We start from the raw sequence: 12,213 nt of genomic DNA, 5'->3' as shown, positions 1-12,213 counted from the left end.
CCGGTTCTCCGTCATGAACACGCGGCGATACAGCGCCATCGTCTCGTTCATGGTGCGCGTCATCTCCGGGTCGAACTGACCCAGCATGTCCGCCGACATCGCCCGCAGCACCCGCGGATGCACGTTCACCGGGCCAGGCCCCATCAACAGCCGATGCGGCGGGTCGATCTGTCCGAACACCTCTATCTCTCCTCTTCCGTCAGCGCCGGCCCGGCATCTGACCATGTGTGTTCGAAACGGGTGACGAACGCCGTCATCGCCTCCAGCGCGGTCTGGGCATCATCCACTTCCACCGCCTCGGCGGGATGGTGACTGACGCCGCCGCGACAGCGCAGGAACAGCATCGCGACCGGTGCCAGACGCGCCATTACCATCGCATCATGCCCCGCCCCACTGACCAGCACGCGCGGCTCGGCGCCAGTGACGTCCCGCACCGCTTCCGCCATCAACCGGCTCAATCCGCTGTCGCAAGGCGTCGCCGGCAGATCCTGCTGCAACGTCAGGTCCAGCCCCACGGTCCGACGGGCGGCGATATCCGCCAGCGCCACGCGGATTTCGTCCGCCGCACGGTCACGCACCGCGCCCACGCCGGCACGAACATCGATGCTGAATGTCACGGCACCGGGCACCACATTCGGCACCCCGGGCCCCACCTCCATCCGCCCGACTGTCGCCACCAGGTCCTCAGGACCCGCACCGCCGATCCGCTCCACCGCCAGCACCATCTCGGCGGCAGCAGCCAGCGCGTCACGGCGCAGGCGCATCGCCATGGTACCGGCATGGCCCGCCACACCCGTCACCACGGCACGAAAGCGATACTGGGCCGCGATGGCGCTGACGACGCCCAACGCATGACCCTCGGCCTCCAGCACCGGTCCCTGTTCGATATGGGCCTCGACATAGGCCAGAACATCTTCCCGATGCCGCGCGGCACCGGCGAAGCGCGCCAGTTCGAGCCCAAACCCATCCAGCGCCTCGGCCAGCCCAACGCCCGCCGCATCGGCCAGCGCCAGATCCTGGTCGCCCAGCACCCCGGCCACGGCACGACTGGTCAGCATCGAGACCGGGAAGCGCGATCCTTCCTCATCCCCGAACCCGATCACCTCGATCGCGAACGGAAAGCGATGGCCGCGTTCGGCAAACCACGCCACCGTTTCGATCCCCAGCATCACGCCCAGCATGCCGTCATAGCGCCCGCCATCACGCACGCTGTCGACATGCGATCCGATCAGCAGCACTGGCGCGTCGGAATGCCGCCCTTCATAGCGGCCGACAATATTGCCGGCGGCGTCGACCCGCGCCGTCATCCCCGCTTCGGTCATCCACGCGGCGATCCGGTCCAGCGTCGCCGCATGTCCCGCGCCGAGATAGGGGCGAAACAGATGGTCGTCGGCATCCGAATAGGGCGCGACGCCCAGATCATCGCACCGCGCAACCGCACGCAGGCCCGATGCCGTCTCGCGGGCAGACATCCTCACCATGCCGCCACCATCCCGTCGCTGCGCGGATCGGTCGCCCCCTCGATCAGGCCCGACGGGTGCAGCACCAGCGCGCCCGCATGCCCCATCGTCGAGGTAAAGGCCGGCATGGGTTCCAGCACATGCCCCGCCGCCGCCATCCGCGCGATCACTTCGGGCGCGAACCTGTCCTCATATTTCAGGCTGGTGCTGCTCTCGCCCCAGGTGCGGCCCAGCAGCCAGCGCGGAGCCGTCACCGCCTGCTGCAACGGCACGCCATAGCGCGCATAGCGCGTGAAGACAGCCGCCTGGGTCTGGGGCTGCCCCTCGCCCCCCATGGTGCCATAGACCATGGTGCGCCCGTCGGCGAAGCGCGCGCCGGCCGGATTGAGCGTATGAAACGGCTTGCGTCCCGGACGCAGCGCATTCCAGCCGTCTTCGGCCAGCCGGAAGCTGGCGCCGCGATTCTGCCACACGATGCCGCTGCGCGGCAGGACGACGCCCGACCCATATTCGAAATAGACACTCTGGATCATGCTGACCGCGACACCGTCAGCATCGACCGCGCCCATCCACACCGTATCGCCGGCCTGCGACGGATGCGGCCAGGGGGCCGCAATCTCGGGGTCGATGTCCAGCGCCATGCGATCCAGCGCCAGCGCGTCGTCCAGAACTTCCTGGGCCGCCACCGACATGAAGGCCGGATCGCCCACATGCGTATCGCGATAACGGAAGGCCTGTTTCGTCGCTTCAACCAGCCCGTGGAAATAATCGAACCCGTCCACCTCCTCAGCCCGCAGCCGGTCGAACAGCGCCAGGATCAGCAGCGACGCAACACCCTGCGTCGGCGGCGCCATGTTGAACAGCCGCGCCCCCCCGATATCGACATGCAGCGGCGGCCGCGCCTGGGCATGGTGGGTATTCAGGTCCGCCAGATCCAGCGGGCTGCCCAACTGGCGCAGATCCTCGGCCAGATCCCGCGCCAGCGCCCCGCGATAGAACGAGTCCAGCCCATCCCCCGCCAGCCGGCGCAGCGTATGCGCCAGGGCCTGATTATGCAGGACATCGCCGGCACGCGGCGCATGGCCACCCGGCAGGAAAACCTGCCGGAAACCGGGGACCGCCGCCAGCTCGCCCATCTTGGCTGCCGTCAGCGCGGCACCGCCCTCGGTGATCGGCACACCCTGTTCGGCATAATAGATCGCATCGCGCAGCAGGCGATGCAGCCCCAGCCCCGGCTGCATCGCCTGGCTCCACTCCAGGGCAAGGTCCCAGCCGGAGATGGTACCGGCAACCGTATTGGCCGCCAGCGGCCCGCGCCAGGGAATCGTGTCGCACCCGGCGGCGCGATAGAATTCCAGGTCCGCGCGCCGCGCCGCCGCCCCGCACGCATCGATCGTCTCGGTCCTGCCGTCCGGCCACATCACCAGCCAGAACGCATCGCCGCCGATACCAGTCATGTGCGGATAGACGACGGCCAGCGCCGCCGCCGTCGCCACGACCGCCTCGATCGCCGTACCACCGTCGCGCAGCACGTCCAGCCCGGCCTGACTGGCCAGATGATGGGGGGATGTCACCATCCCGCGCAAGGAGCGGGGAGTGTTCAGCATGGCTTAACGTCCCTTCGATGCGGGCAGCGGCACCCTGCCGACCAGCCCCGCTTTCGCCAGCGCGCCGGCAAGGGCGAACAACGCGGCCTCGCGCCCCGGTGCCGCGATCAGTTGCAGTCCCAGCGGCAGGCCGCCCGTACCCAGCAAAGGCGCACTGAGGATCGGCACCCCCGCCAGGCTGAGCGGCTGCGTATAGAGGCCCAGATTCGCCCGGGCGGAGACGACCTGCCCATCCACCACGATCGTCGGCTGGTCGATCAGCGGCGCCTCGCCCACCGTCGCCGGAGCGATCAGCACATCCGCCGAACGGAACAGCGCATGGACCTGCTCGCGGAACCAGCTGCGGAAACGATGCGCCTGGACCAGCGTGGCGGATGGCAGCATCGCGCCGGCGATCAGCCGGTCGCGGGTCGCGGGATCATAGCGCAGCGCATGCCTGCGCAGGCGGGGCAGATGCAGGTTGCCACCCTCCGCCGCCGTGATCAGGAAGGAGGCCGCGCGGGCGCGCGCGATCTCGGGCAGTTCCACCGTTTCCACCCCGCCCAGATGCGCGGCCACCGCCTCGATGGCCCGCACCAGCGGTTCCGAGACGTTCGCACCGAACCAGCCGCCCAGCCGCACCACCCGCAGGTCGGATACCGCCGGCAGTTCCGGCATGGGGCCGCCCGCCATGACCTCGTACGCCACGCGCAGGTCGTCCAGCGTGCCGGCAAACGGCCCCACCACGTCCAGGCTGGCGGCAAAGGGATAGGCCCCCTCGCGCGGCACACTGCCAAAGGTGGGTTTCAGCCCCCATACCCCGCACAGCGAGGCCGGCACGCGGATCGAGCCGTTGGTGTCCGACCCCAGGGTCAGCGGCAACAGCCCCGCCGCCACGGCGGCGGCCGACCCGCCCGACGAGCCACCGGCCAACCGCGCCGGGTCATGCGGATTGCGGGTGATGCCGTAATGGGCATTGTCGGTGGCGAACCCGTACGCGAATTCGTCCATGTTCAGGCTGGCAACCGGGATCGCGCCCGCCGCCCGCAGGCGGGCGACAACCGTGGCATCGTGCGTCGCGGGCGGCGATTCCCGCAACACCACCGACCCCGCCGTCGTGACCTCGCCGGCTATGTCGAACAGATCCTTCACCCCGAACGGCACGCCGGCCAGCGGCCCCGGATCATCGCCGGCGGCAATGCGGCGGTCGATCCGTTCGGCCTCAGCCACCGCGCGCGGCCCGAAGATGCGGGTCACGCTGTTGATGGATGTGTCACGCACCTCGATCGCGGCGATCGTGGCCGTCATCACGGAAACGGCGCTTCGCCGCCCCTGGCGGATATCGGCGGCAATGGCCAGCGCGTCGGACGGATCGGTCATGGCAGGCACGGTCATGGACGGTATTCGAACGCCGGTTCGCATGTATCCGGCAGGGCAAAGCCATGGACCAGATCAGCATAGCGTCGCAGCAGCGACCGGTTGGTCACCACCCCCGGCAGGCAGGATCTGTCGACGGTCAGGCCGATATCACGGGCCGTCGCGATAATGATCGCCTCATCGGGCACCTCGTCCGGCACGCGCGGCGCGCTGTCGTCAGGATGTTCGCTCATGGGCTTGTCCTCTCTCCCTGGTCTGCCATGTCGCCACGCCGGCAGAGTCACGGGAGATCATGCATCCGGAGGATCGAGGCTGACCAGTTCCGGCGTGATATAATTCAGCAACTGATCGAGATGCCACGCGCCATCGGCCACAAACAGGTCGCGCCCCAGCCTCCGCGCCAGCCGCTCCACCCCAAAGCGCATGCCGCTGATCGACGCCCCCGACAGGCCCATGCTGGGAGTCGCGCTGAAGGTGAAATTATGGATGTTCGCCAGCATCGGCGCCAGCGGATCGGCCGCATCACGCGGCAGGAACTGGTAGGACTCGCCCAGATAGGGATGCGCCGCCAGCACCGCGCTGTCCTCGCCCTCGGGCGGGGTAAAGCGATCGCGCCACAGCGCCACCGATCCGGCGAAGGACGCGGTTTCCGGCCGCAGCGCCATGTCGACGGCAAAGCCGGTGCCGATGATCACGAAATCGAACCGCATCTCGCCGTCCGGAGTCTGAACGACGATTTCATCGCCCTCCATCCGCGCACCCGTCCAGCCGCAGCCGGTATGATAGCTGAAGGTGGGGTGGCGGCGGCAGCGCCAGAACGTGTCCTGCGGCGGCGGCTGGTTCAGTTCGTAGATATGGCGCATGAACCGCCAGCGCAGCGTGTCGGACAGCGCGGAGAAATGCGCCAGGAACCCGGCATTCTCCATCCAGCGATACGGATTGACCGAGGGAATGACCCGCCGGCGCAGGCAGAGCGCGACCGAGGCCACCCCTTCCTCCAGCGCCGTCGCCGCATTGTCGAAAGCCGAAGCCCCCGCCCCCAGCACGCCGATCCGCTTGCCGCGCAGCGCGGCGAAATCGATGGGCTCCGATGTATGCGCGTATCGCGCGCGCGGCAAAGCCTGGCGGATGAAATCGGGCACATGCCACCGGCCACCACCATCAATGCCGGTGGCCAGCACCAGCTTGCGCGCCAGATAGCGATATTCCCGCCCTTCGGCGTCCCGGAAGGTCAGCCGCAGCAGCCCGTCTTCCCACGCCACATGTTCGAACGACCGGTCATTCTCGACCGGCAGGTCGAGCACGGCACGATACCAGTCCAGATAGGCCTGCCAGTCGCCACGGGGGATCTTGTCCAGCCTCTCCCAGGCGCCCGCACCGTATCGGGCCTCGTACCAGGCGCGCGGCGTCAGGTTGGGAATCCCCAGATCGGGGCCGGTCACATATTTCGGCGTCCGCAGCGTGATCATGCGGGCGAACGTCACCCACGGCCCCTCGCCGCCGCGTGACGCGCGGTCGAAGATCCGGACATTGGTGATATTGCCGCGCTTGAGCGCGAAAGCCGTGGCCAGGCCGCCCTGGCCGGCGCCGATGATGGCCACATCCAGCACCGGTTCGCCGTCGCGCGTCAGGCGCGGCGTCCAGTCATGGCGCGGATAGTCGATAACGGTCAGATCCCGCCTGACCCGGGCGTCGAGCGCCGCAAGCCCGTCTTCCGGCGTTTCTCCCGGTCGATAATGATCGCTATCGGCGGCCATCCGCGCCTCCTTCGCTTCGCTGGTCCAACAGGTCCATCCCGGACGGCGTGGGTCCGTGTCCCCCGACACGGACCCGGGTTCCCCAACCCGCACCATCACGACACCGAAACTAACCGAACGAGGGGGTGTTCCGTCCAGTAGAATAAAATGATCAATCCGTTGCCAATTCAACAACAGACCGTATTCACACACCAAACATAGATATTAATATAATCTATTGTTTTTAAATAAATATCTACTTTACCGCCACAGGCTCACGCCCCCGAACGCGCGCCGCTTCTTCCTGTTCCCGCAATGCTTCGCGCACCTCGACAATCAGCCGTTCCAGCGCCGGCGGCAGCCAGCGCGCCTCGCGGACATAGACGCCCAGATCGGTCACGGCCCTGGGGTCGTCCAACGGCACATGCGCCAGCGTGCCCCGGCTGATATCGAATTCCAGCGCCAGGCGGGACTGAAAGGCCAGGCCCACACCGGCCGCGACCATGCGGTTCGTCAGTTCGATCGAACCCGTTTCCAGCACCACGTCCAGCCGGTCGCGCCAGGGATGCAGCATGGGTTCCATGACCTGATGCAGCGACAGCGATTCGCTCGGCAGGATCAGGCGATAGCCCAAGCACTCCTCGATCCGCACGCTCTGCCGGCCCGCCAGGGGATGATCGGCCGGCATCACCACCCCCACCGGAAAGCGCGCCACCGCGACCCGGCGCAGATCGTCCGGCGCATCCAGCGAGAAGGCGATGCCCAGATCGGTCGTGCCGCCGCTAAGCGCGGCCACGATCCGCGCGGGCGATCCGGTATCCGCCTGCAGGTCGATCCCCGGCCAGGTCCGCGTCATGCGCGTCAGCAGCCGCGCCATCAGGTCGCCGGCAATCCCCTCGACCGTCATCAGGCTGATGCGCCCGCCCCTCATGCCGGCCAGCGCCGCGATCTGCTCGTCGGTGCGTACGGCATCCTGCATGACGGTGACGATATGCCGGGCCACGATCTCGCCCACGGCGGTCAGCACCATGCCGCCGGGAAGGCGATCGAACAGCGGGGCGCCGATTTCGTCCTCCATCTGGGCAATCTGCCGCGTCAGCGCCGAGGGCGTAACGTTCAGTTGGCGCGCCGCCTCGCGGATCGAGCCATGGTCGCGCACCGCGTTGAAATACAGGATACAGCGCGCATGCAGTCTCATCATGTGCTGGCTTCGGACCGGTCCCCTCATTTCCTGTTCCTCATGCATGCCGCTCCGGCATCGCATCATCGCCGTGCAGCAGGCGTTCGACAATTTCCGCCGCCACCAGCGCCGCGATAATTTCCGGCCGCTTGTCGCGAATGCCGCGATCCCCGATCGGGCAAACCAGGGTCGCGATCCGGTCGGCCCCCAGCCCCACGGCGCGGAATCCAGCCTCGAACCCCCGCCGCTTCGTCTTCGATCCGATCAACCCGACATAGCGGAAATCCCCCCGCTCCAATGCGGCACCCACAATCAGCGCATCCAGCCTGTGGCTGGGGGTCAGCACCAGAATGCCGGAGCCCGCCGGCGCGGCGCCCAGCACGCTCTCCCAATCTTCGGTCATCCGCACCGCAACCCCTTCGGGCACCGATCCAAATTCCTCGGCGCGCGGATCGATCCAGAACAGGCGCACCGGCAGCGGCGCCAGCGCCCGGGCCAGCGCACGCCCGACATGCCCGGCCCCGAACAGCAGCAGATGCGGCTGCCCGGCCCGCGCGCGCTCCGTCTCCCCCACGATCGAATCCAGAAGCGCCTCGTCCGCGCGCTCGATCCGCACGCGCACCCGGCCGCCGCAGCACTGGCCGAGTTCCGGCCCCAGCGGAATCTCCAGTTCTCCGGCCTCCCCGGTGCCGGCCAACAGCGCCCGCGCCCGTGCCACGCAATCCCATTCCAGCCGCCCGCCCCCAATCGTGCCGACCAGCGCATCCGGCGCCACGAGCATGAAAGACCCTGCCTCGCGCGGGGTGGACCCCATGGCGGCACGAATGCTGACACGGACAACAGGCCAGCCGGCCCGCCGCCATTCCGCCAGCGCGGAGACGATGTCGTCCATGGCCTAGGCGACCGTCAGCCCACGGACGTCACGTCGGTCCGGGCGGCGGCGCGGGCGCGCATCCGCTCAGCCGCGCGCAGGATCGCCTCGGGCGTTGCCGGCGCATCCAGCCCGGGGCAGGACCGATAGCCATCCAGACTGGCCAGCGCGTCGGAGATCGCGTGCAACACCGCCACACCATGCACAAAGGGCGGCTCGCCCACCGCCTTGGAGCGGAAGATCGTCTCCTCGCGATTGGGCGCCCGCTCCAGCAGCGCGACATTGAAGATGCGCGGCCGATCGGAACAGGCCGGGATCTTGTAGGTGCTGGGGGCATGGGTACGCAGCCGACCCGCCTCGTCCCACACCAGTTCCTCGGTGGTCAGCCATCCGGCTCCCTGCACGAAGGCCCCTTCGACCTGCCCGATATCGATCGCCGGATTCAGCGATTGCCCGGCATCGTGCAGGATATCGACACACTCGATCCGCATCTCGCCGGTCAGCAGGTCGATGGCGATTTCGGCGCAGGCAGCGCCATAGGCGAAATAGAAGAACGGCCGCCCCCGTCCGGTCTCCGGGTTCCACGAGATCTTCGGCGTCTTGTAGAACCCGCTGGAGGACATCGACACGCGGGCGAAATAGGCCGCCTTCGTCAGGTCCGGAAAGGGCACGACCGTCTCGCCGACATGCACGCCGTCGGCCCTGAAATGGATATCGGCCGCCCCGACGCCCCAATGCGCGGCGGCAAAGGCGACCAGCCGCTCCTTGATCCGGCGCACCGCATCCAGCACCGCCATGCCGTTCAGATCCGCGCCGCTGGAGGCGGCGGTGGCCGAAGTATTGGGCACCTTGCCCGTGGTGGTGGCGGTGATGCGCACCCGGTCGGCCGTCAGGCCGAATTCCCGCATCGCGATCTGCACCATCTTGGTGTGCAGCCCCTGCCCCATCTCGGTGCCGCCATGGTTCACCTGCACCGACCCGTCAGTGTAGACATGCACCAGCGCGCCCGCCTGATTGTAATGGGTGGCGGTAAAGGAAATGCCGAATTTCACCGGTGTCAGCGCGATGCCGCGCCTGATATGCGGGCTGCCCTCATTGGCGGCGCGGATCGCGGCACGCCGCGCCCGATAGGCACAGCCTTCCGCCAGCTCCGTCATGATCTCCGCCGCAATCGAATCCTCGACCGTCATATGGTACGGGGTCAGGTCCCGCGTGCCGGTGCCGTAGACATTGCGCAGCCGCACATCCAGCGGGTCCAGCCCGGTGGCGAAGGCAATCTCCTCGATCACCCGTTCGGCCGCCACGATGCCCTGCGGCCCGCCGAAGCCGCGATAGGCGGTATTGGACTGGGTATTGGTCTTCAGCGGTTCGGACCGCAGCCGCACATCGGGATAATAATAAGCATTGTCGGCATGAAACAGCGCGCGATCGGTCACCGGGCCCGACAGGTCGGCCGACCAGCCGCACCGCGCCGCCAGCACCATGTCCACCGCCCGGATGCGGCCGTCATCGTCGAAGCCGACATCGTACTCCACGACGAAATCATGCCGCTTGCCCGTCATCATCATGTCGTCGTCGCGATCCAGCCGCATCTTGGCCGCACGCCCCGTCAGTTCGGCCGCCAGCGCCGCCAGGCAGGCCGGGCCATTGGCCTGGGTCTCCTTGCCGCCAAACCCGCCGCCCATGCGCCGGATCTCGGTCGTCACCAGATTGCTGGGCCGGTCCAGCACATGCGCCACCATGTGCTGGGTCTCGGTCGGATGCTGGGTCGAGGACCAGACCCGCATCTCCCCCTCCTCGCCCGGCTGCGCCAGCGCCGCCTGCCCTTCGAGGTAGAAATGCTCCTGCCCGCCCATCACGATGCGGCCCGACAGGCGACGCGGCGACGCCGCCAATCCCTGCTCCGCGTCCCCACGCCGCATCGTCAGCGGCCGCCAGACCAGCGCGCCGCCGGCGGCCCGGGCCTGGTCGATATCCAGCACCGCCGGCAGGTCCTCATAGACAATCCGCGCCAGACGCGCCGCCCGGCGCCCCTGCCCACGCGTTTCGGCGACCACGGCAAAGATCGGCTGGCCGTAGAAGGACACGATGTCCGACGCCAGCAGCGGCTCGTCCTCCTTCCCCACCGGGCTGATCTGGTTGTGGCCGGGAATGTCCGCCGCCGTCAGCACCCGCACCACGCCGGGCGCCGCCCGGACAGCGTCCAGGTCCATCGACACGATCCGGGCATGGGCCCGTGTGCTCAAACCCGGCACCACATGCAGCAAGTCCTTCGGCTCCGGCATGTCGTCGATATAGGCGGCTGAACCCGAGACATGCATCGCCGCACTCTCATGCCGCAGGCTCTGCGACGCCCCGCCGGCAACGACGGCATCCAGACCTGTCCCCAGCCCGGCGCCTCCGACTCCGGAGGCATCGCGGGCAAGCGGACGGTCCATGTGCGCATCGGTGATCGTCGGATCAGACATGGGCGGCCTCCATCCGGCCGGCCAGCCGGGTTTCGGGACGCGGGCCATCGGGGGCGGTTTCAGCGAACAGCCGGGTCAGCAGGTTCGCGGCCACCGTGCGGCGATACCAGTCACTGGCCCGCATGTCGGAAATCGGCTCGAAATCGGTCGCGATGGCCGCCCGCGCGGCCTCCAGCGCCATCTCGTCCCACACCCGCCCGATCAGGGCCGCCTCGGTCGCGTGCGCACGTTTCGGGATCGCCGCCATGCCGCCGAAGGCAATCCGCGCAGCGGTGATGACCCCATCGGCATCCAGCGTCAGCGCAAACGCCCCCAGCACCGCCGAAATATCCTGGTCGAACCGTTTGGAAATCTTGTAGGCCCGAAACAGCGTCCCCGCCGCCGGATGGGGAATGCTCACAGCCTCGACGAACTCGCCCGGCTGGCGGTCCTGCCTGCCATAGGCGATAAAATACGCCTCCAACGGAATGGCGCGTCTGATCCCGCCGCGCCGCAGGTGCAGCGTGGCCCCCGCCGCGATGAACACCGGCGGTCCATCGCCGATCGGCGAGCCGTTGGCGATATTGCCGCACACCGTTCCCGCATTGCGCACCTGCGTCGAGCCGATGCGCCGCACCACCTCCCCCGCATCGGGCAGCAGCTCCGTCAGGACGGCGCGGGCGTCCTCGTACGTCACGGCAGCGCCGATCCGCAATCCGTCCGGCGCGCGGTCCACGGTCCGCAGGTCGGCCACCCGGCCGATCGACACCACATGCGGCAGGGCGCGCAGCCCCTTGGTCACCCACAGCCCGACATCGGTGGCCCCCGCCACGATCGTCGCCTCCGGATCGGCCAGCAGGACGGCCGCCAGGGCATCGGCATCCGCCGGGATGGTCACCCGTCCTTCCGGCCCCGTGATCTGCACCGTCTCATGATCGCGCAGAGCAGCCAGGCGGTCGGCGATGTTCTGCGCCCGCGCGTCGAACACGTCGGGCCCCGCCGCCATCGCCTGCTTCATCGCCCGCACGATCGGGGCATAGCCCGTGCAGCGGCACAGATTACCCGCCAGCGCGTCATCGATCGGCCCGTCCTCGGCCACCGCCCCCACCGCCTTGCGATAGGCCACCATCGACATCACGAATCCCGGCGTGCAGAAGCCACATTGCGAGCCATGCAGGTCCACCATCGCCTGCTGCACCGGATGCAGCGTGCCGTCCGGCGCGCGCAGATCCTCCACCGTGAACAATTGCGCGCCGTCCAGCATCGCCACAAACTGGATACAGGCATTCACCGCCCGCCAGACCAGCGACGATCCTTCCAGCCGCACCACCAACACCGTGCAGGCGCCGCAATCGCCTTCGTTGCAGCCCTCCTTGGTGCCGGTCCGGCCGCAATGCTCCCGCAGCCAGTCCAGCACGGTCAGGGTCGGCGGGACAGCCGACAGTTCACACAGCGTATCACCCAGATAGAAGCGGATATGGTCGCGCATCGTTCGGTTCCGTCGAGCAAGTGACATGCCCCGGCAGGGGCGAATGTCCTGGCTGCCCACCCCCCAC

Annotated in this window: 9 protein-coding genes and 1 pseudogene; all 10 read right to left on the bottom strand. The window is 68.3% G+C overall.

The window, feature by feature from the left end; translation table 11 throughout:
- Positions 1-225 (bottom strand): annotated as a pseudogene (locus tag HLH29_RS08310) (hypothetical protein); the annotation flags it as partial.
- Positions 183-1,481 (bottom strand): allantoate amidohydrolase, encoded by a 1,299-nt coding sequence (locus HLH29_RS08305; RefSeq protein WP_246374002.1) that lies wholly within the window; start codon positions 1,479-1,481, stop codon positions 183-185. The gene HLH29_RS08305 and the pseudogene HLH29_RS08310, both read right to left, overlap by 43 nt.
- Positions 1,475-3,067, bottom strand: coding sequence for a gamma-glutamyltransferase family protein (locus HLH29_RS08300; protein WP_182965684.1), 1,593 nt, complete (start codon positions 3,065-3,067; stop codon positions 1,475-1,477). Before HLH29_RS08300 ends, HLH29_RS08305 begins: the two co-directional genes overlap by 7 nt.
- A gap of 3 nt (positions 3,068-3,070) precedes the next feature.
- Positions 3,071-4,426 carry an AtzE family amidohydrolase gene (locus tag HLH29_RS08295; protein WP_182965682.1) on the bottom strand — a complete coding sequence of 452 codons (1,356 nt, stop codon included), beginning with the start codon at positions 4,424-4,426 and terminating at the stop codon, positions 3,071-3,073.
- 11 nt (positions 4,427-4,437) lie between these two features.
- Entirely contained in the window at positions 4,438-4,656 is a 219-nt protein-coding gene (locus HLH29_RS08290) for a DUF4089 domain-containing protein (RefSeq protein ID WP_182965680.1), read from the bottom strand.
- A gap of 57 nt (positions 4,657-4,713) precedes the next feature.
- The gene (locus HLH29_RS08285; RefSeq protein WP_182965678.1) at positions 4,714-6,180 is read right to left on the bottom strand and encodes an NAD(P)-binding domain-containing protein; all 1,467 of its coding nucleotides are present in this window, start codon (positions 6,178-6,180) and stop codon (positions 4,714-4,716) included.
- A 235-nt stretch (positions 6,181-6,415) separates the two neighbouring features.
- Entirely contained in the window at positions 6,416-7,387 is a 972-nt protein-coding gene (locus HLH29_RS08280) for a LysR substrate-binding domain-containing protein (RefSeq protein ID WP_182965676.1), read from the bottom strand.
- 10 nt (positions 7,388-7,397) lie between these two features.
- Positions 7,398-8,231 (bottom strand): xanthine dehydrogenase accessory protein XdhC, encoded by an 834-nt coding sequence (xdhC, locus tag HLH29_RS08275; RefSeq protein ID WP_182965674.1) that lies wholly within the window; start codon positions 8,229-8,231, stop codon positions 7,398-7,400.
- A gap of 14 nt (positions 8,232-8,245) precedes the next feature.
- The gene (gene xdhB / locus HLH29_RS08270; protein ID WP_246374018.1) at positions 8,246-10,531 is read right to left on the bottom strand and encodes a xanthine dehydrogenase molybdopterin binding subunit; all 2,286 of its coding nucleotides are present in this window, start codon (positions 10,529-10,531) and stop codon (positions 8,246-8,248) included.
- 139 nt (positions 10,532-10,670) lie between these two features.
- The gene (gene xdhA / locus HLH29_RS08265) at positions 10,671-12,146 is read right to left on the bottom strand and encodes a xanthine dehydrogenase small subunit (RefSeq protein WP_182965672.1); all 1,476 of its coding nucleotides are present in this window, start codon (positions 12,144-12,146) and stop codon (positions 10,671-10,673) included.
- Between the last annotated feature and the right edge of the window lie 67 nt (positions 12,147-12,213).

It is taken from the genome of Gluconacetobacter tumulicola (assembly GCF_014174215.1).
Taxonomy (GTDB): domain Bacteria; phylum Pseudomonadota; class Alphaproteobacteria; order Acetobacterales; family Acetobacteraceae; genus Gluconacetobacter; species Gluconacetobacter tumulicola.
Note: the sequence above shows the minus strand (reverse complement) of the source record. Positions and strands in the feature narration are given on the sequence as shown.

What these genes read in the sequence shown, in the direction of transcription:
- HLH29_RS08305 (WP_246374002.1), bottom strand. Translation starts at nt 1,481, where the DNA reads ATGGTGAGGATGTCTGCCCGCGAGACGGCATCGGGCCTGCGTGCGGTT.
- HLH29_RS08300 (WP_182965684.1), bottom strand. Translation starts at nt 3,067, where the DNA reads ATGCTGAACACTCCCCGCTCCTTGCGCGGGATGGTGACATCCCCCCAT.
- HLH29_RS08295 (WP_182965682.1), bottom strand. Translation starts at nt 4,426, where the DNA reads ATGACCGATCCGTCCGACGCGCTGGCCATTGCCGCCGATATCCGCCAG.
- HLH29_RS08290 (WP_182965680.1), bottom strand. Translation starts at nt 4,656, where the DNA reads ATGAGCGAACATCCTGACGACAGCGCGCCGCGCGTGCCGGACGAGGTG.
- HLH29_RS08285 (WP_182965678.1), bottom strand. Translation starts at nt 6,180, where the DNA reads ATGGCCGCCGATAGCGATCATTATCGACCGGGAGAAACGCCGGAAGAC.
- HLH29_RS08280 (WP_182965676.1), bottom strand. Translation starts at nt 7,387, where the DNA reads ATGAGGGGACCGGTCCGAAGCCAGCACATGATGAGACTGCATGCGCGC.
- xdhC (WP_182965674.1), bottom strand. Translation starts at nt 8,231, where the DNA reads ATGGACGACATCGTCTCCGCGCTGGCGGAATGGCGGCGGGCCGGCTGG.
- xdhB (WP_246374018.1), bottom strand. Translation starts at nt 10,531, where the DNA reads ATGCATGTCTCGGGTTCAGCCGCCTATATCGACGACATGCCGGAGCCG.
- xdhA (WP_182965672.1), bottom strand. Translation starts at nt 12,146, where the DNA reads ATGCGCGACCATATCCGCTTCTATCTGGGTGATACGCTGTGTGAACTG.